This window comes from Streptomyces sp. NPDC056144 (assembly GCF_042264145.1).
GTDB lineage: Bacteria > Actinomycetota > Actinomycetes > Streptomycetales > Streptomycetaceae > Streptomyces.
The window spans coordinates 457,321-476,114 of the sequence record NZ_JBHJVF010000001.1 but is presented as its reverse complement, the minus strand read 5'-3'; the positions used below and the strand labels follow the sequence as shown (position 1 = coordinate 476,114).

The following is an 18,794-nucleotide window of genomic DNA, read 5'->3' as shown; positions in this document are numbered from 1 at the left end:
GATCGGCGGGGCAGGCGGATGACGAGCGAGGGACACGCTCGCACCGGACGATCCACGGTCCCCCCCTGCCGTGGATCGGCGGTGCCCGTGAGTGGCCCGCACCCGTGGAAGGGTGCGGGCCACTCTCCTGCCCGTACCACCAGGGAGGATCCATGGACGTACGAGACAGCGGTGCGCCGGAAGAGGCCCCGATGGCGCACCGGAACGGCGACAAGGCACCGGAGCCGGACACCGGCACCGGCACAGGCACAGGCACAGGCACCGGTGGGCACGACGGACGCGGGGAGACGGAGAAGGAGCGCGCGGACCGGCGCTGGCAGGAACTCCTCCAGGAGATCCGGGTGGCACAGACCGGCGTCCAGATCCTCCTCGGCTTCCTCCTCACCGTGGTGTTCACCCCCCTCTTCCACGAGCTGGAGCAGACCGACAAGACGATCTACCTGGCCACGACCGTCCTCGGATCGCTGGCGACGGGCGCGCTGATCGGCCCCGTCTCCTTCCACCGGATCGTGTCGGGGCGGCGGGTCAAGCCCCGGGCCGTCGTCTGGGCCTCCCGGCTCACCTTCACCGGCCTCCTGCTGCTGCTCGCGACGCTGATGTCCGCCCTGTTCCTCATCCTGCGCGTGGCGACGCACGACCCGTACGTGCCCTGGCTGGTCTCCGGCGTCCTCGCCTGGTACCTGATCTGCTGGTTCGCCCTGCCCCTGTGGGTCCGCGTCCGCTACGCCGACCCCTCCTCCGCGACGACGGGCCCCCGCGAATCCGGCGCTTCACCGCTCGGCGCGCGCCGGAGGTCGGGTTCTCCCTGACCCGGGCGAGGGAGAAGCCCCCGAGCACGGCCGGGCCCGGCCGCGTGATCAGACGCTCAGGACCGAGCGTCCCGGAGCCGGGAAGGACGGGTTCCGGCCGGATGACCGGCACCGCCCTCCTGTTGTCGATCACGGAGGGGTAATGTCGTCATGATTGCCGTACGGCAACCATCGCGGCAGCCGGAGCCGTCCCGGGGGAATGGTCGGCAGGCGCGCGGCGTGGGCCGGCCGGTCCGTGTGCGCACATGGTGGGGAACGAGGATGAGGCATGTCTGAGACGACGACCAGGGGTTCCTCCGGACGGGAGTTGTCCGGGCCGGCCGCGGTGGTCGAGCCTGAACTCCACCAGCTGCTGGCCGGGCTCACGGCGGTGCGGGACGGCGACTTCGGCACCCGTCTGCCGGACGAGGCCGACGGGCTGATGGGCGAGATCTCCCGGGTGTTCAACGGGATGGTCGACCAGCTCTCCCTGTTCACCTCCGAAGTGACGCGGGTGGCGCGCGAGGTCGGCACGGAGGGGACGCTCGGCGGCCAGGCCACCGTGCCCGGCGTCTCCGGCACCTGGGCCGATCTGACGGACTCGGTCAACGCGATGGCCGGCAACCTCACCACCCAGGTCCGGGACATCGCCCACGTGGCGACGGCCGTCGCCAAGGGCGATCTCTCCCAAAAGATCGACGTGGACGCGCGCGGCGAGATCCTGGAACTGAAGAACACCATCAACACCATGGTGGACCAGCTCTCGGCCTTCGCCGACGAGGTCACGCGCATGGCCCGGGACGTGGGCACCGAGGGCATCCTCGGCGGGCAGGCCGACGTGAAGGGCGTCTCCGGCACCTGGCGCGACCTGACCGACTCCGTCAACTCGATGGCGGGGAACCTCACCGCCCAGGTCCGGGCCATCGCCCACGTCGCCACCGCCGTCGCGGGCGGGGACCTGACGAAGAAGGTCGACGTGGACGCCCGGGGCGAGATCCTGGAGCTGAAGACGACCATCAACACGATGGTCGACCAGCTCTCGGCCTTCGCCGACGAGGTGACCCGGGTGGCCCGCGAGGTGGGCACCGAGGGCAACCTCGGCGGCCAGGCCACCGTCAGGGGAGCCTCCGGCACCTGGAAGGACCTCACGGACAACGTCAACGTGATGGCCTCCAACCTCACCGGGCAAGTACGTTCGATCGCCCAGGTCGCCACCGCCGTGGCCCGCGGCGATCTCTCCCGCCGGATCACCGTGGAGGCCAAGGGCGAGGTCGCCGCCCTCGCCGACACCATCAACACCATGGTGGACACCCTGTCCGCCTTCGCCGACGAGGTGACCCGGGTCGCCCGCGAGGTCGGCACCGAGGGCCGGCTCGGCGGCCAGGCCCGGGTGCCGAACGTGGCCGGTACCTGGAAGGACCTCACCGACAACGTCAACTCCATGGCGAACAACCTGACCGGACAGGTCCGGAACATCGCCCAGGTCACGACCGCCGTCGCGAACGGCGACCTGTCGAAGAAGATCGACGTGGACGCCCGGGGCGAGATCCTGGAGCTGAAGACGACCATCAACACGATGGTCGACCAGCTGTCCTCGTTCGCGGCCGAGGTGACCCGGGTGGCCCGCGAGGTCGGCAGCGAGGGCAGGCTCGGCGGCCAGGCCGAGGTCGAGGGGGTCTCCGGCACCTGGAAGCGGCTCACCGAGAACGTCAACGAGCTGGCGGGCAACCTCACCCGCCAGGTTCGCGCCATCGCCGAGGTCGCGAGCGCCGTCGCCGAGGGCGACCTCACCCGCTCGATCACCGTCGAGGCGTCCGGCGAGGTGGCCGAGCTCAAGGACAACATCAACGCCATGGTGGGCTCGCTGCGCGAGACGACGCGGGCCAACCAGGAGCAGGACTGGCTCAAGTCCAGTCTGGCCCGGATGTCCGCGCTGATGCAGGGCCACCGCGACCTGGCAGTCGTCGCCGAACTCCTCATGGACGAGCTGACCCCGCTCGTGGGCGCCCAGTACGGCGCGTTCTTCCTCGCCGAGGAGGGTGCCGGCGGCGTCGAGCTGGGTCTCGTCGGCTCCTACGGACGCCCCGCGGGCGACCGGGGCCAGGTGCGCTTCCGGCTGGGCGAGTCGCTCGTCGGGCAGGCCGCCCGCAGCCGCCGTACCGTCACCGCCGAGAACGTCCCCGAGGACTACGTGACGATCTCCTCGGGTCTCGGCAGCACGTCCCGGGGCAGCATCGTGGTGCTGCCGGTCGTCGTCGAGGAGCAGGTGCTCGGCGTCATCGAGCTGATGTCCTTCAGCCCCTTCACCTCCGTGCACCGGGACTTCCTGGAACAGCTCATGGAGACGGTCGGCGTCAACCTGAGCACCATCGTCGCCAACGTCCGCACCGACGAACTCCTGGACGAGTCCCAGAGGCTGGCCGACGAACTCCGCTCGCGCACCGAGGAGCTCCAGGTGCGGCAGGAGGAGCTCCAGCGCTCCAACGCCGAGCTGGAGGAGAAGGCGGCCCTGCTCGCCACGCAGAACCGCGACATCGAGGCCAAGAACCTCCAGATCGAGCAGGCCCGGCAGGAACTGGAGGACCGCGCCCAGCAGCTCGACCTGGCCTCCACGTACAAGTCGGAGTTCCTGGCCAACATGAGCCACGAACTGCGCACTCCGCTCAACAGCCTTCTGATCCTGGCCCAGTTGCTGGCCCAGAACCCGACCCGCAACCTCACGGCCAAGCAGGTCGAGTACGCCGGCATCATCCACTCGGCCGGATCCGACCTGCTCCAGCTGATCAACGACATCCTCGACCTCTCCAAGGTGGAGGCCGGGAAGATGGACCTCAACCCGGAGCGCGTGCCGCTGCGCAGGCTCCTCGACTACGTCGAGGCCACGTTCCGCCCCCTCACCTCGCAGAAGAGCCTCGCCTTCACGGTCTCCACGGCCGCCGGTGTCCCCGTCGACCTCGTCACCGACGACACACGGCTCCGGCAGGTACTGCGCAACCTGCTGTCGAACGCGGTCAAGTTCACCGAGCAGGGCGGCGTCGAGCTGCGCATCGAACCGGCGTCGGACGACGAGCTGCCCGTGTCCGTGCACCGCGGCGGCCCCGTCGTCGCCTTCCGCGTCACCGACACCGGCATCGGCATCGCCCCCGAGAACCTGGAGGCCATCTTCGGCGCCTTCCAGCAGGCCGACGGGACGACCAACCGCAAGTACGGCGGCACGGGGCTGGGCCTCTCCATCAGCCGCGAGATCGCCCATCTCCTCGGCGCCGCCCTCACCGTCACCAGCGTGCCGGGCGAGGGCAGCACCTTCACCCTCTACCTCCCCGTCGCCCGCACCGACTTCGCCGAGCAGCCCGCGGCCGCCGCCGTGCCGACGGACTCCCCGGCCGGGGCCGTCGTCCCGGCCCCCGCCCGGGGCGGCGCGCTCGCGCCCCTCGGCGGCACGGCCGCCCGGCCGTCCCGGCGCCTCCTCGTGATCGAGGAGCGCCAGCGCGGGCTCCTCGCCGTCGTCGCGGAGAACGCGGTGGGCCAGCTCTCGGCCGACGGAGGGCAGTCGGGCCGGTCGGACATCGAACTGGTCGCGGTCGTCGGCCCCCAGGAGGCCGCCGCCGCGCTCGCCGCCCAGCCGTTCCACTGCGTCGTGCTCGACGTCGACATGGCGGACGGCGACGCCCTGCGCTTCCTGGACGCCGTGGACGGGGACGCGGCGCTGCGCACCGTACCCGTCCTCGCCCACAACAACCGCCGGCTCCCCGCCGACGAGGAGGGCGCCCTCCAGGACCTCGCCCGCCGACGGCCGCTGGAACTCCTCTCCAGCCTCGACGAGCTGCGCGAGCGGATCGCCCTGCACCTGTCCGCGGAGCAGCCCGGTGACGTCGTACCCCTGGTGCGCGGCGACCACCGGGTGCCCGCGCCCCGGGCCGTCGACAGCACGCTGAGCGGCAGGACGGTGCTCGCCGTGGACGACGACGCCCGCAACCTGTACGCCCTCAGCGGCATCCTGGAGCTGCACGGCATCACGGTGCTGCACGCCGAGAACGGACGGAAGGGCATCGAGACTCTCCTGGCGAACCCGGACGTCTCCCTCGTCCTGATGGACGTGATGATGCCGGAGATGGACGGATACACCGCGACCGCGCGGATCAGGGAGCTGCCCCAGTACGCGGACCTGCCCGTGATCGCCGTCACCGCGAAGGCCATGCCGGGCGACCGGGAGAAGAGCCTCGCGTCGGGGGCCAGCGACTACGTCACCAAGCCCGTCGACGCCGACGAACTCATCGCCTGCGTCGGCCGCTGGCTCGACGGAGGGGCGGCCTCGTGACCACTCCCCCGCTCTCCCCCAGCGGTGTCCCGCACCCCGACAGCGGTGTCCCGCACCCCGGCGACGGTGTCCCGGCGGTCCCGGACACCGCGGCCGCCGACGGCCGGCTCGCCGCCACGGTGGAACGGCTGCGGGGCGAGGTGCGCGCCGCGCACGCGGCGGCCGAGGGCCGCGCCCTGATCGAACTCGCCAAGGGCGTCATCGTCGAGCGCCTGGGCTGCGGCCCGGCCCAGGCGGCCCGCCAGCTGGCGGAGCTCGCCGACCGGGCCGGACTCTCCCGACTGGAGCTGGCCGCGGACGTCATCAACGAGGCGGCCCGTGACCGGATGGCCGAGGCGACGGACGAGTTCGTGAGAACGGCCGTCGGCGAGCCCTCGGTCGCCGCGGCCACCGCGGTCGCCTCGGTCGCCGTGCGGCTGCGCACGGCGGAGAGCGCGGCGCTCAGCGCCGGCGACACCCAGGCCGTCGCCGAGTCCCTGCTCCGGCACGCCCTCGAACCCCTGGGCGCCGTCGCCGTCGCGATCTGGACCACCGGTCCCGACACCTCGCTGACCCTGCGCGGGCACGCCGGCTTCGGCCTCGACGAGGCGGCTCGCTGGCGCTACGTGCCGCCGGGCGTGACAACCGCCGCCCGCCAGGCGCTGACGGGACGCCAAACCGTCCGCCACGCCAGCCTGGCGGCCTCGGGCATCCCCTCCATCGGCCGCGGGCGCCATCCCGACGGCGGCCGGGTCGTCGTCCCGGCCGGGACCGGGGGCCGCATCCACGGCGTCCTGGAGATCTGCTGGGACCGCCCGCTCGACCCCCTGCCGCAGGTCGTGGAGCGCCAGATCGAGGCCCTCGCCGAGCTCTGCGCCCACACCCTGGAGACCCTGCCCGAGGCGTCCCCCGAGGGCTTCCTCGTCCCCCACGGCCTCCCGGTCCCCGGCGCGGACGGGGCGACGGCGCTGGCCGCACTCTCGGACGGGCTCTACGACCCCGCCCTCGTCCTGACCCCCCACCTGGACGAGGCGGGGAAACTCGTCGACTTCCGCATCCGGCACGCCAACGCGCACTTCCAGGATCCGGCCGGCCGGCCCCGCGGCTCCGTCGACGGAGCCCTGCTCCTGGAGGCGTACCCGGCGACGGCGGGCAGCAGTGAACTCTTCGAACGGATAGAGCGGGTCTACGCCACGGGGGAGCCGTTCCGCGCCCGCCGGGTCCGGCTCACGGCCCTGGTGGACCAAGTGCCGCTCGCCTCGCTCGCCGACATCAGCATCAGCCGGTACGGCGCGAGCGTCCTGTTCATCTGGCGTGTGGAGGACGAGTCGGCGCGGCTCGCCAGCCTCCTCCAGCACGCCCAACGCCTCGGCCGCGTCGGCGCCTTCGAGGAGGACCTCGTCACCGGTGGCATCACCTGGCACAGCCAGTTGTACGAGCTCTTCGGCCGCAGGACGACGGAGCCGCCGGTCGCCCTGCGCGACCTGGCCCGCCACGTCCACCCCGACGACGGCCACACCGTCCGCCGATTCCTCCAGAAGGTGCTGCACCAGCGCCTGGTGGGCTCCGCCGCCTTCCGCATGCTCCGCCACGACGGCGTCACCCGGCACATCCGGGTGACCGCCGAACCCGCACCGGGCGACGACGGCGGCCTCCAGACCGTCCGGGGCGCGTATCAGGACATCTCGGCGCAGCACTGGACCGAGGTCGCCCTCACCGCCACTCGCGACCGGCTGGCGGCGACGGAGGAGGCGGCCGAGGAACGCAACCGGCTCACCCTCCAGCTCCAGCACGCGATCATGCCGCCGGCCATGCCGCCGCTGGACGCTCCGGGACTCGACGTGGCCGTGCGCTACCGGCCGGCGGAGTCCGACTCCCTGGTCGGCGGCGACTGGTACGACGCGGTCGTGCTGCCGTCCAAGAAGGTGCTCCTGTGCGTCGGGGACGTCGCCGGCCACGGCGTGGAGGCCGCCACCGGCATGGTGGTGCTGCGCAACGCCCTCCGCGGCCTGGCCGTCACCGGCGCGGGCCCGGGGCAGCTGCTGTCCTGGCTCAACAGCGTCGCCCACCACCTCACCGCCCACGTGACGGCCACCGCCGTCTGCGGCGTCTACGACCCGGAGAGCCGTACGCTGCGCTGGGCCCGCGCGGGCCACCTCCCGCCGGTGCTGGTGCGCGGGGCGGAGGCACACGACCTGCCGCTCCTGCGCGGGGTACTGCTGGGAGCCCTCGCGGAGGCCGAGTACGAGGAGAGGGAGCTGCGGCTCGAACCCGGCGACACGGTGCTGATGTACACCGACGGGCTCGTCGAGCGGCGCGACACCGCCGTCCACGATTCCGTCGCCCAGCTGCTCGCCGTCGCCCGGCAGCCGTCCGACAGCCTCGAACACCGGCTGGACCAGCTCCTCGCGCGCAGCAAGTCGGACACGGACGACGACACGTGCGTGATCGGTGTCCAGGTGTTCTGACCCCGCCCGCCCCGAGGCCGACCCTCCCCCTCCCCCACGGAAAGCAGGAGACATGTCCGAGCGTGAACCGAACCTTGATGTCGCCGTCGAGATCCGCGACGGCCGCACGGCGGTGCTGACCGTGGCGGGCGAGCTGGACATGGAGACGGCCGACCTGCTCCATGAGCTGTTGACGGAGCAGGTCGGCAAGGGGCGGCGCCGCCTCGTTCTGGACCTGTCGGCCCTCTCCTTCATGGACTCCTCGGGGCTGAACGTCCTGATCCAGGCGGTCAACAAGGCGCGGGAGAGCGACGGCGACCTCTACCTCGCCGCGCCGACCCCGGCCGTGCGCCGCATCCTGGAGATCACCGGCGTGATGTCGACCATCCCTCCGCACGACGCCGTGGCGGACGCACTGGCCGCGGCCGGCGGCACGAGATAGCCGACGGACCGCCCGGTCCCGTGGACAGGGACCGGGCGCAGGGAAGAAGAGGAAGAAGAGGAAGAGGAAGACCGTGCGCGAGATCGCCGAGGTCGAGCAGGCGCTCCGCCGGGCGGCTCCCCACCGGCTGGTGGAAGTCGTCGAGGAGGCCCTCAGGGACCACGGGGTGCTGCGGGTGGAGCTCCGCATGGCCGACTACGGCCTGCGGACGCTCCAGCTCGTCGGGCACGTTCCCGGGGCGGACCCGTCGGTGCCGATCCACGACAGTCCCCAGGGGCGCTCCTTCGGCGCCCAGGAGCCGTACGTGGACCGGGAGTCCGGGGCGCTCCGGCTCCATCTGCCCGTCACGGTCCGCGGGGACCGGCTGGGGGTGCTGACGGCCGAACTGCCCGCGCGGGCCGACGTCGGGCCGCTGCTGCCGGGGCTCGCCCAGCTCTGCGAGGCACTCGGGCACGAGATCCTGGTGGCGGAGCGCGACACGGACCTGTACGTCCTGGCGCGGCGGGCGACCCGACTCACGCTCGCGGCGGAGATGCAGTGGCAGCTGCTGCCCGGCCGTTCCTGCGCCCGCCCCGAGTTCGCCCTTGCCGCCCATCTGGAGCCCGCCTACGCGATCTTCGGCGACAACTACGACTGGTCGGTCTCGGACGGCCGGCTGACGCTGACGGTCACCAACGGCATGGGGGAGGGCATCGAGGCCGCCCTGCTGACGAACCTCGCGATCAACGCGCTCCGCAATGCCCGCCGGGCCGGCCTCTCCCTGGCCGACCAGGCAGCGCTGGCGGACCAGGCCGTGTACGCCCAGTACCGGGGCGAGTCCTTCGTGTCGGTGCTGCTGCTCTGCTTCGACCTGGCCACGGGCGAGGTGGAGGCCGTGGACGCCGGTTCGCCCCGGCTGTGGCGGCAGCGGGGACAGGTGGTGGAGTCCGTCGGCTTCGAGGCGCAGCTGCCCCTCGGCATGTTCGAGGAGACCGTGTACGTACCGGAGCGGTTCTCGGTACGGCCGGGCGACCGGCTGCTGTTCGGGAGCGACGGCGTCTACGCGTCCGTCTCGCCGTCCGGGGAGAGCTACGGGGACCGGGCGCTGGCCCGCGCGCTGCGGGGGACGCGACTGCTGCCGCCGACGCACGTGCCGCAGGCGGTGCTCAGGGAGTTGGCGGTCCACCACGGCGGCAGTCCGCTGGAGGACGACGCCCTGGTCGTCTGCCTCGACTGGCACGGCACCCCGTCAACAGTTGCCGTATGACAACTGTATCCTTTGGGCAACACGCTGGCGGGTGCCCGGAAGGACGCCGTCAAGGACGACCAGGGGTGGCAATGAGGACATGGTGTGTGCGCCGGGCGGGCGCGGGCGCCGCACGGGGATCAGGCCGAACTGACGTCCTTCAGCGGCGTGCGGGCGGGTGACGAGGCGGTCGCTCCGCTCCCTCCCACCGCGTCGTGGAACCCGGTGAGCCCGCGCAGCAGCGCCTTGCGGCTCGTCGCCGACATGCCCGCGATGACCGCGAGCAGGGCCTCCTCGCGCTGGACCCTGAGGTCCCGCAGGTACGCCTTTCCGTGCGCGGTCAGGTGCAGTTCCAGCTGCCGGCGGCTCACGGGGCTGGGCAGCCGCTGCACGAAGCCCAGCGCCTCCAGCCGGTCGCACATGCGGCTCACCGATGGCGGAGCGGAGCCCAGCACCTCCCCCAGGGTGCGCAGACTGATGCCCTCCTCACGGTCCAGGCTGTACAGCACGCGCAGCTGACTCGCCGATACGGGTGTCGACGACACCATGTCCCGGCCGCGCTCCCACAGCACCTCCAGAAGCTCGATGAGCTCACGGGCGGACTCGGCCGTCCTCTGCGGTTCCCCTGGCGGCGGGACGGGATTGCCGTTCATGCCTGCCGACCCTCCTCGGACGTCCCACGCCGGCGACAGCGGCCTTGCGACGGACCGGTCATCTCCACATCTCTCCAGAAGGCGGTAAGGATCCGGTGGATCGATACGTGACGGTGGAAGGCGCACTGCGCGGGGCGGCACCACACCTCCTCCTGGACTCACTCCGTGCCAGTCTCGCGCAGTTGTACGCCGCGACCTCCGCCGACCTGCTGCTCGTCGACTACGGATTCACGACCCTGCGCCCCGTGGAGCCCGTCCAGACACTTGCCGGGAGGCCGCACACGCCCGTGGGGACGGGCCCCGCCGGCCGCGTCTTCCGCACCCAGCAACCATATCTTTTTCGTGATGGCGGGCCCACGGCGACCGTTTACCTGCCCGTCACTGTCCGGGGTGACCGCCTCGGCGTCCTGGTCGTCGTCCTGCCCGCGGACCGGTGCGCGCCGGAGACCACCGCGAGCCTCGCGAGGGTCGCCGAGACCCTCGGACACGCCCTGCGCGTCGCCGACCGCCACACCGACCTGTACCGCCGCACCCGCAGGACGCGCACCCTCAGCCTCGCCGGGGAGATGCAGTGGGACACCCTTCCGGGCCGGGCCTGCTCCGGACCCGCCTTCGACCTCCACGCCCACTGGGAGCCCTCCTACGCCTCCGGGGGGCACCTCCTCGACTGGAGCGCCACCGAGCGGGACCTGGTGATCGTCGTCGCCGACGGCGCCGGCCCGGGCACCCCGGCCGCCCTGGCGAGCACCCTCGCCCTGATGGCGCTCCGCAACGCCCGGCGGGCCGGCCTCGACCTGGTGACCCAGGCGAGCCTCACCGACCAGGCGCTCTACGGGCAGTACCGCGGCCGGCACCCGCTCTCCGCACTGCTGCTCCGGATCGACCTGCCCACCGGGGAGACCGAGGTGGTGGACGCCGGGTCGCCGACGCTCTGGCGCCTCCGCTCCACCGGGACCGAACGCATCGACCTGGACCGCCAACTGCCCCTGGGCATGTTCGAGGACACCGTCTACGATCCCCAGCGCCTGCGCCTTCTGCGCGGCGACCGACTGGTCTTCGTCGCCCACGGCGCAGGAGAGACGGCCGCCGGCGGGGACGAGGCACCGGACGGTCTCGTCGCCCGCTCCCTCGCCCGGGTCCACCGCCGGAAGGGCGCGGACGTCCCCCGGGCCGTCGTACGGGCGCTGCGTGACACCCGTCGTGGCGCGTCGGCCCCCGTCCTCGTACTCTGTCTCGACTGGCGCGGCCACGGGGCCGAGACGCCGGACGGGGGACGGCACGCGGGGAGGGCGCAGGCGTCCCCCTGACGCGCGGCGCGCGGGTGGTCCGCGGGGCACGCGGTGTGAGAACCGTGAAGAGGGGAAAGGCGGGTACCAGGAGCCCGGCCACCGGCTCGGAACGAAGGGAGTACCAGCGGCATGACGGACGCGATGACCACGGAGCGCGCGGTCCCCGAGCCCCTGCTCTCCGCGGGCGTCGTCTACGCCGACGCCTCCCGGGCCGGGGCGATCGCGTCGGCCCGCGCCTTCACCGCCGAGTTCCTCGCCGACGCCCCGACCCTGCCACGCGGACCCGTCGGCACCGGGCACGTCGAACTCGCGCAGCTCGTCGTCAGCGAACTGGTCACCAACGCGATCCGCCACACCACCGGCCCCTGCCGGCTCCTCCTCGAACTCAGCCACCACACCCTGGAAATCTCCGTCTTCGACCAGGAGACCACCGCCCCCGTCCCCTGCGGCCACGACCCGAGCCGCATCGGCCGGCACGGCGTCGAGATCGTCGTCGCCGTCTGCGAGAGCCTCACCGTGGAACCCGTTCCGGAAGGGAAGCGGGTCCGGGCCCGCCTCTCCCTGCTGCCGGAGGACGCCGCCGACCCGGCGCACCCGTAGGACCGGCGCGCGGGCACACCGGCGGCCCGCCGGTTCAGCCGCGGTCGTCTTCCGGTGAAGCATCCGTGCCGGAATCGTGGGGATCGTGCGGGGCCAGGCGGTACACGTACCGGAAGAGGGGCGTTCACTTGATGTGCGGAGCCCCCTGCGCGAGGGTGGACGGACGAGCCGTCGTCGAGTGGGAAGGTGGCGGGCCCACGACGCGCGGGCCACGCTTATGACTGTTTTCGAGGACGAGTCCAGCCGCTCCCGGGAGGCCACGGAAGCGGGGAACCCCTGGTGGCGCGGTTCGCCGCACCCCGCGGTGGTGGCCGACCGCGAGGGCGGCGTGGTGGAGTTCAACGCCGCCGCCGCCGACCTCTTCCCTCGACTGGGCGTCGGCAAGGCGCTGCACGAAGCCGTCCCGCGATGGCTCGCCGACGCCCACCGGCGGCTGGACCACCCGGCGCGCGCACCCGCCGGGGCGGTACCCGCCCCGCTGCGCGGCAGCCACGACGGAAGGCTCCTGAGGGCCCACCCCACCGAGTCCGCCCAGGGCGAGGTGGCTTGGTGGCTGGTCGACGACTCCGACCTGACGGCCGCACAGGACGCCCTGCGCACCGAACGGGAGCGCCACGCCATCCTCGCCGAGGCCTCCACCCAGCTGCTGGCCTCGCTCAACCCCGACCGCTGCCTGGAGAAGGCGGCCCTGCTCGCCGCCGCCCACCTCGGCGACGCGGCCCTCGTGATCTCCCCGCCCGGGATGCGGAACCGCTCCACCGTGGTCACCGCCATGGCCGGGGTCCTCAAGCGGACGCAGCTCACCCTCGACCCGGCCGTCGTGCCCGGTCTCGCCGAGGCGCTGCGGGGTTTCCCGCCGGTGCCCGCCCGCTGGATCGACCCGGCCGAACTGCCGTCCTGGGCCGTACCCGAGGGCTTCGGGGGGACCCCCGGTTCCGTCGCCATCACCCCGCTGCCCGGCCACGGCGTGGCCGCGGGCGCCCTGGTCCTGCTGCGGCGCTGCGGCCGGCGTGCCTTCGACGCCTCCGAGGAGAACTTCGCCCGGCTGTTCGCCGCCCGCGCGGGCGCCGCCCTCTCGGCCGCGCGCCTCTACGCGGAGCAGGCACGCGTCACCCGCGCGCTGATCGCCGAACTCCTCCCGCCCCGGCTCCACCACGTCGACGGCGTCGACTTCGCCGGCGGCTACCGCACGTCCCGGGACACCGACCGGATCGGCGGCGACTTCTACGACGTGCACCCCGGCGCCGACGACGGCCGCGAGACGCTCGCCGTCCTGGGCGACGTGTGCGGCAAGGGGCTGGACGCCGCCGTGCTCACGGGCCGGATCCGCAGCACCGTGCAGGCCCTGCTGCCCCTCGCCGGCGACCACCAGGACGTCCTGCGGCTGCTCAACGGCGCCCTGCTGTCCACCCGGCACACCCGCTTCGCCACCCTGGTCCTGGCCTCCGTGCGGCGCACGGGAGGCCGGGTGCGGCTCCGGCTCACCAGCGCCGGCCACCCCCGCCCGCTCGTCCTGCGGGCCACGGGAGAGGTGGAGGAGGCCGACACCGCGGGGACCCTGGTGGGCGCCCTCCCCGTCGTCACGAGCCGGTCCGCCACCGTGGACCTCTCCCCCGGCGAGACCTGTCTGCTCTACACGGACGGGATCACGGAGGCCCGGGGCGGGCCCCTCGGCCCCGACATGTTCGGCGAGGACCGGCTGCGCTCCGCGCTCTCCGAGTGCGTGGGGCTCCCGGCCGAGGCCGTCGTCGAGCGCGTGCAGATGATCGCCGGGGACTGGGTGGGCAACGGTCCTCACGACGACATGGCGGTCGTGGCCATCACCGCGCCGCACACCACCCATCTGTCCGCGGTGAACGGCCACACCCGGGGCAGGTACACCGCATGAGCACACAGACCACCGCCCCGGCTGCCGTCCTCGCCGCCACCCGCCGACGGCTGTGGGCAGCCTTGGACGCGAGGGACGAACAGGCTGCCACCGCCGCCGTCCTCGGCGCCCACGACGCCGGGGTCCCCGCCGAGGACCTCCTCCTCGACGTGATCGGCCCCGTCCAGGCCGGAATCGGCGTGGAATGGGCCGCCGGCCGCATCGGCGTCGCCCAGGAGCACGCCGCCACCGCCATCCAGGACCGGGTCGTCGCGGCCCTCGCCCACCGCGCGGAGGGCACGGCCGCGCCCCGCCCGGAGACCGGTGGGACGCCCCGGCACATCACCGTCGCCTGCGTCGACGGCGAGTGGCACGCCCTTCCCGCCCGGCTCCTCGCCGAGGCCCTGCGCGGCCGGGGCTTCCTCGTCGACTACCTCGGAGCTCACGTCCCCACCCCCCACCTCGTCGCCCACCTTCACCAGACCGGGACGGACGTCGTCGCCCTCTCGTCCTCCCTGCCGGTCCGCCTCCCCGCGGCCCACGCTGCCGTCACCGCCGTCCAGGCCATCGGACTCCCCGTCCTCGTCGGGGGCGCCGCCTTCGGCCCCGACGGCCGCTACGCCCGTCTCGTGGGCGCCGACGGCTGGGCTCCGGACGCCCGGGCCGCCGCCCGGCTCCTCGCCGCCGGTCCGCCCCGGCCGCACCCGGCCCGACCGGCGGCCGACCCGCCCCACCTCGCCGACCAGGAGTACACCCTGGTCACACGTGCCCGGACCCGGCTGGTCCGCCAGACCCTCCAGGGCCTGGCGGACGCGGTCCCCGCGATGGCCGCGTACACCGACCGGCAGCGGGAGCGGACGGCCGAGGACCTCGCCCACATCGTCGACTTCCTCGGCGCCTCCCTCTACACCGACGACCCCGAGCTGTTCACCGGCTTCGTCACCTGGACCGCCGGGATCCTCCGGACCCGCGGCGTCCCGGGCGACGCCCTGGTCACCGCCCTCGACCTGCTCGCCGAGGCCCAGCGCGACTTCCCCCGCACGCTGGCGCACCTCGCCGCCGGGCGCCGTGCCCTCCTCCCCGTGACCGCCCCGCCCGCCCCGGGCCCCCGCTCGTGACCACACCCGACCACACCTTCGGCGTCGAGGCGGGCACCGCGCCCGACGGGAGCCTGTACGTGGCGCTCTCCGGCGACCTGGCCTGGGACAGCGCCGACGAACTGCTGGACGCGGTCCGGGGCGGCCTCGCCCCGAGGAACGCCCCGACGGCCCTCCGCGTCGACTGTGCCGGACTCACCCTCTGCGACTCGACGGGCCTCTCCGCCCTGCTGACCCTCCACCGGCTCGCCGAGGCCGCGGGTGCCCCGCTGCACCTCGACCGCAGACCGCCCTTCCTCGACCGGCTGCTCCTCCTCACCGGCACCTACGAGCACCTGACGGGGCGGTCCGAGACTGCGGCGCCCGACGGTGACACCCCGAGCGGCACGGCGGAGGGCCCCCGCCCCGCCGGTCCCTGACGGCGGCCCTCACGCCCTCCGCCGAATCGCGACACCGCCGACGCATCCACCACGGCGTCACGAGGTGTAACAGGGGCAGGACGGGACAAGCGGACATCGCACCCGCTCGCTGACAGCCCCTCAGCAGGAGGACCTCATGCACCAGCCCCCCGTCGCACCGCTCCCCGCACCGCGCGGCCTCGTCAAGCCGATGGCCATGGACCTGTTCACCACGGACGGAGCAGTCCGCATCCACACCACCGTCGGCTACGAGTCCCGCGATCCCCACGCCCTGAGCATCACCTTCCACCTCCTCGGCGAGGACCCGGTGGTGTGGCGCGTCGACCGCGAGATGGTCCTCGCCGGATCGCTCGGCCCCACCGGCGACGGCGATGTCCGGATCCGTCCCACCCCCGACGGCGGGCTCCTGCTCCGGCTCGGGCCGACGGCACAGTGCGCCGTCGTCCGCTGCGAGCAGGAGGCGATCGGCAGCTTCGTGCGCGAGACATTCGTCCTGGTGCCGCAGGGCACGGAGGAAGGCCACATCGACTGGGGCCCGCTGCTCGCGTCCCCGGGGCACTGAGGTGCAGCGGGAAGCGCCTCCCTCAGCCGAGCGCGGCCAGGTGCTCGCACGTCCGGTCGCGCGCCGCCTTCGCGCTGCTGCCCATCGGCAGTGACCGCGCCCGGCCGACGGCCCGCGTAGAGGGCGGGTCCCGTGTCATGTCTCTCCTCCCGAGGATCGGTCAGGCATTCCGTCTGCCCCGCGCACGGCGAGGAAGAACCGACGCAAAGTCACGCGGATTCACCATGCCTGGACGCGAGAGGCCGGGCAGAGGGCACCCGTGACGGGCCGCGCCTTCGACGTCGACGGCCCCGGCATGGGACCGGCCGGGCCGGTTAGCCGTCGGGGCATGGCCGAAGGCAGCGTCCCCGCACACCGGACTTCCGGGTCCCCGACCTGGGTCCCGACCCCCGCCCAGACCCCCGCCCCGTCCCGCGCCGAGGGCGCCGGACCGGGCGCCGCCGTCGAGGAGCGCGCCCCTGATTCGCCCGCCGACCTCTCCGTGTCCTCCTGGTTCGCGGTGCTGAAGGGGTCGGTGCGCGAGTTCACCGACGACGAGCTCATGGACCGCGCGGCGGCGCTGACGTACTACGGCGTGCTGTCGCTGTTCCCCGCACTTCTCGCTCTGGTCTCGCTGCTCGGGATCAGCGGACGGCGGACCACCGAGCGGGTGGCGGAAGGGCTCCGGGAACTGGCGCCGGGACCGGCCCGCGACGCCCTGGAACAGGCCCTGCAGACCCTGAGCGGCAGCACCGCCACCGGCGCCTTCGTGGCCGGGGGCGGGTTCCTGGTGGCGCTGTGGTCCTCGTCCGGCTACGTCGGCGCCTTCGTGCGTGCCGCGAACCGCGTCCACGACGTGCCCGAGGGCCGCCCCTGGTGGAAGCTGCTGCCGATCCGGCTCGGCATGACGGCGGCGCTCATGGCGACCGCCGCCGCGGGCGCCCTGCTGCTCGTGATCAGCGGCGACGCGTCACGCCGGGTGGGAGACGCGCTGGGCGTCGGCGACACCGCCCTGACGATCTGGTCGGTGGCCAGATGGCCCGCCCTTCTCCTGCTCGCCGTGGTCATGATCACCCTGCTGTACTGGGGGAGCCCGAACGCCAAGGGCCGGGGATGGCGCTGGATCACCCCGGGCAGCGTGCTCGCCCTGCTGATCTGGATGGCCGCCTCGGCGGGCTTCGCGGTGTACGTCTCCGCGTTCGCCTCGTACAACCGGGTCTACGGCACCATGGCCGGCGTCGTCGTCTTCCTCGTCTGGCTGTGGATCGGCAATCTGGCCATGCTGCTGGGGCTGGAGTTCGACGCCGAGATGCTGCGCCGGCGTGCGGTGGTCGGGGGCATGCCGCCGGACCGGGAACCGTACGTCAGGCCGCGCGACACCCGGTCGTGGAGCGACGAGGAGCGCCGCGAGGCGGGGCTGCCGGACCCGGGCGCGGCACCACGACCCGGGAGGGGCTCGACGGACGCTGCCGGGGGCACCGGGGCGACGGATCTCAAGTAGCGGCTTTCCTCGGGCGGACAGAGGGTAGGCGTGCGGACGCGACGACGAAAGGCAGAGAAATGACAGAGGCCCGACCCGCGACGACGACCGACTCCGGCGCGCCGGTGGAGAGCGATGAGCACTCGCTCACCGTGGGACCGGGAGGTCCCGTCCTCCTCCAGGACGCCTATCTGATCGAGCAGATGGCGCAGTTCAACCGGGAGCGCATCCCCGAGCGCCAACCGCACGCCAAGGGCAGCGGCGCGTTCGGCCACTTCGAGGTCACCCACGACGTCAGCGCGTACACCAAGGCCGCGCTGTTCCAGCCCGGGACCCGTACCGATCTGGTGGCCCGGTTCTCCACGGTCGCCGGCGAGCGCGGCAGCCCGGACACGTGGCGGGACCCGCGCGGCTTCGCGGTGAAGTTCTACACGTCCGAGGGCAACTACGACATGGTCGGCAACAACACGCCGGTGTTCTTCGTCAAGGACCCGATGAAGTTCCAGCACTTCATCCGGTCCCAGAAGCGGCGTGCGGACAGCAACCTGCGCGACCACGACATGCAGTGGGACTTCTGGACGCTGTCGCCCGAGTCCGCGCACCAGGTCACCTGGCTGATGGGCGACCGGGGCATCCCCCGGTCCTGGCGCCACATGAACGGCTACACCTCGCACACGTACATGTGGATCAACGCCTCCGGTGAGCGCTTCTGGGTGAAGTACCACTTCAAGACCGACCAGGGCGTCGAGTTCCTCACGCAGGCCGAGGCCGACCGCCTGGCGGGGGTCGACTCGGACTTCCACATGAGGGACCTGTTCGAGCACATCCGGGACGGCGACCACCCCTCGTGGACGCTGCACGTGCAGGTGATGCCGTACGAGGAGGCGGAGACGTACCGGTTCAACCCGTTCGACCTGACCAAGGTCTGGCCGCACGGCGACTACCCGCTCGTTCCCGTGGGCCGGATGACGCTGGACCGCAATCCGACCGACAACCACGCCGAGATCGAGCAGGCCGCCTTCCAGCCGAACAACTTCGTCCCCGGCATCGGGCCGAGTCCCGACCGGATGCTGCTGGGCCGGCTCTTCTCGTACGCGGACGCGCACCGGGCCCGCCTGGGCACCAACTACCAGCAGCTTCCGGTGAACGCGCCCGTGGTCGACGTCCACACGTACTCCAAGGACGGGGCGATGGCGTACCGGAAGACGTCCGATCCGGTCTACGCGCCGAACTCCAAGGGCGGTCCCGCAGCGGACACCGCGCGGTACGGCAGCCCGCCGAGCTGGACCGCCGACGGCGAGATCACCCGCTCGGCCTACGTCTCGCACGCGGAGGACGACGACTGGGGGCAGCCCGGCACCCTCGTGCGCGAGGTCCTGGACGACGCGGCCCGCGACCGCCTCGTGGACAACGTCGTCGGTCACCTTCTCGACGGGGTGAGCGAACCGGTGCTGGAGCGCGCCTTCGCGTACTGGACCAGCATCGACGCGGGCATCGGCAAGCGCATCGCCGAGGGCGTCCGAGCCAAGCAGGGCGGGTAGACCCAAGGGAGGATGTCCCGGTTTCGGCCCTTCTGTGGGGTGTGCAACCCGGGAGACGGGGTACGCGCCCTGAGCGGCACGACTCGGAGTCGTCCGCGCGCGGACATT

General features: G+C 73.1%; 14 protein-coding genes. 13 read left to right on the top strand and 1 reads right to left on the bottom strand.

Going from position 1 to position 18,794, the window contains the following annotated elements; all coding sequences use genetic code 11:
- Positions 1–191: 191 nt before the first annotated feature.
- The 5 genes from ACFC0Z_RS02035 to ACFC0Z_RS02015 all read left to right on the top strand — a co-directional run bounded on the left by ACFC0Z_RS02035 (position 192) and on the right by ACFC0Z_RS02015 (position 9,220).
- A complete protein-coding gene (locus ACFC0Z_RS02035; RefSeq protein WP_376433418.1) occupies positions 192–809 on the top strand; it encodes a DUF6328 family protein in 618 nt (205 codons plus the stop codon).
- A 268-nt stretch (positions 810–1,077) separates the two neighbouring features.
- Positions 1,078–5,106, top strand: coding sequence for a HAMP domain-containing protein (locus ACFC0Z_RS02030; RefSeq protein ID WP_376431733.1), 4,029 nt, complete (start codon positions 1,078–1,080; stop codon positions 5,104–5,106).
- Positions 5,103–7,553, top strand: coding sequence for a SpoIIE family protein phosphatase (locus tag ACFC0Z_RS02025; protein ID WP_376431732.1), 2,451 nt, complete (start codon positions 5,103–5,105; stop codon positions 7,551–7,553). Before ACFC0Z_RS02030 ends, ACFC0Z_RS02025 begins: the two co-directional genes overlap by 4 nt.
- A 52-nt stretch (positions 7,554–7,605) precedes the next feature.
- Entirely contained in the window at positions 7,606–7,974 is a 369-nt protein-coding gene (locus ACFC0Z_RS02020) for an STAS domain-containing protein (protein ID WP_376431730.1), read from the top strand.
- Positions 7,975–8,047: 73 nt separating this feature from the next.
- The gene (locus tag ACFC0Z_RS02015) at positions 8,048–9,220 is read left to right on the top strand and encodes a PP2C family protein-serine/threonine phosphatase (protein ID WP_376431728.1); all 1,173 of its coding nucleotides are present in this window, start codon (positions 8,048–8,050) and stop codon (positions 9,218–9,220) included.
- A gap of 119 nt (positions 9,221–9,339) precedes the next feature.
- Here ACFC0Z_RS02015 and ACFC0Z_RS02010 read toward each other — a convergent pair whose 3' ends face one another.
- Positions 9,340–9,852, bottom strand: coding sequence for a MarR family transcriptional regulator (locus tag ACFC0Z_RS02010; protein WP_376431726.1), 513 nt, complete (start codon positions 9,850–9,852; stop codon positions 9,340–9,342).
- Positions 9,853–9,959: 107 nt separating this feature from the next.
- Between ACFC0Z_RS02010 and ACFC0Z_RS02005 the strand changes: the two genes are divergently transcribed.
- The 8 genes from ACFC0Z_RS02005 to ACFC0Z_RS01970 all read left to right on the top strand — a co-directional run bounded on the left by ACFC0Z_RS02005 (position 9,960) and on the right by ACFC0Z_RS01970 (position 18,686).
- Positions 9,960–11,159 carry a PP2C family protein-serine/threonine phosphatase gene (locus tag ACFC0Z_RS02005; protein WP_376431724.1) on the top strand — a complete coding sequence of 400 codons (1,200 nt, stop codon included), beginning with the start codon at positions 9,960–9,962 and terminating at the stop codon, positions 11,157–11,159.
- A 111-nt stretch (positions 11,160–11,270) separates the two neighbouring features.
- A complete protein-coding gene (locus ACFC0Z_RS02000; RefSeq protein WP_376431722.1) occupies positions 11,271–11,741 on the top strand; it encodes an ATP-binding protein in 471 nt (156 codons plus the stop codon).
- Positions 11,742–11,958: 217 nt separating this feature from the next.
- Positions 11,959–13,629 (top strand): PP2C family protein-serine/threonine phosphatase, encoded by a 1,671-nt coding sequence (locus tag ACFC0Z_RS01995; protein WP_376431720.1) that lies wholly within the window; start codon positions 11,959–11,961, stop codon positions 13,627–13,629.
- Positions 13,626–14,726 (top strand): B12-binding domain-containing protein, encoded by a 1,101-nt coding sequence (locus tag ACFC0Z_RS01990; RefSeq protein ID WP_376431718.1) that lies wholly within the window; start codon positions 13,626–13,628, stop codon positions 14,724–14,726. The genes ACFC0Z_RS01995 and ACFC0Z_RS01990 overlap by 4 nt, the downstream gene beginning before the upstream one ends.
- Positions 14,723–15,124, top strand: a complete 402-nt coding sequence (locus tag ACFC0Z_RS01985) for an STAS domain-containing protein (protein ID WP_376431716.1) — start codon at positions 14,723–14,725, stop codon at positions 15,122–15,124. Before ACFC0Z_RS01990 ends, ACFC0Z_RS01985 begins: the two co-directional genes overlap by 4 nt.
- A gap of 136 nt (positions 15,125–15,260) precedes the next feature.
- The gene (locus tag ACFC0Z_RS01980) at positions 15,261–15,686 is read left to right on the top strand and encodes an SsgA family sporulation/cell division regulator (protein ID WP_376431714.1); all 426 of its coding nucleotides are present in this window, start codon (positions 15,261–15,263) and stop codon (positions 15,684–15,686) included.
- Positions 15,687–16,014: 328 nt separating this feature from the next.
- Positions 16,015–17,166 carry a YihY/virulence factor BrkB family protein gene (locus ACFC0Z_RS01975; protein ID WP_376431712.1) on the top strand — a complete coding sequence of 384 codons (1,152 nt, stop codon included), beginning with the start codon at positions 16,015–16,017 and terminating at the stop codon, positions 17,164–17,166.
- Positions 17,167–17,225: 59 nt separating this feature from the next.
- Positions 17,226–18,686: a catalase gene (locus ACFC0Z_RS01970; RefSeq protein ID WP_376431711.1), complete on the top strand. Its 1,461-nt coding sequence runs from the start codon at positions 17,226–17,228 to the stop codon at positions 18,684–18,686.
- The last annotated feature ends 108 nt before the right edge of the window (positions 18,687–18,794 follow it).

Bases quoted from the DNA above. Each gene is read 5' to 3' on its own strand.
- ACFC0Z_RS02035 (WP_376433418.1), top strand. From the start codon at position 192: ATGGCGCACCGGAACGGCGACAAGGCACCGGAGCCGGACACCGGCACC.
- ACFC0Z_RS02030 (WP_376431733.1), top strand. From the start codon at position 1,078: ATGTCTGAGACGACGACCAGGGGTTCCTCCGGACGGGAGTTGTCCGGG.
- ACFC0Z_RS02020 (WP_376431730.1), top strand. From the start codon at position 7,606: ATGTCCGAGCGTGAACCGAACCTTGATGTCGCCGTCGAGATCCGCGAC.
- ACFC0Z_RS02010 (WP_376431726.1), bottom strand. From the start codon at position 9,852: ATGAACGGCAATCCCGTCCCGCCGCCAGGGGAACCGCAGAGGACGGCC.
- ACFC0Z_RS02000 (WP_376431722.1), top strand. From the start codon at position 11,271: ATGACGGACGCGATGACCACGGAGCGCGCGGTCCCCGAGCCCCTGCTC.
- ACFC0Z_RS01995 (WP_376431720.1), top strand. From the start codon at position 11,959: ATGACTGTTTTCGAGGACGAGTCCAGCCGCTCCCGGGAGGCCACGGAA.
- ACFC0Z_RS01990 (WP_376431718.1), top strand. From the start codon at position 13,626: ATGAGCACACAGACCACCGCCCCGGCTGCCGTCCTCGCCGCCACCCGC.
- ACFC0Z_RS01980 (WP_376431714.1), top strand. From the start codon at position 15,261: ATGCACCAGCCCCCCGTCGCACCGCTCCCCGCACCGCGCGGCCTCGTC.
- ACFC0Z_RS01975 (WP_376431712.1), top strand. From the start codon at position 16,015: ATGGCCGAAGGCAGCGTCCCCGCACACCGGACTTCCGGGTCCCCGACC.
- ACFC0Z_RS01970 (WP_376431711.1), top strand. From the start codon at position 17,226: ATGACAGAGGCCCGACCCGCGACGACGACCGACTCCGGCGCGCCGGTG.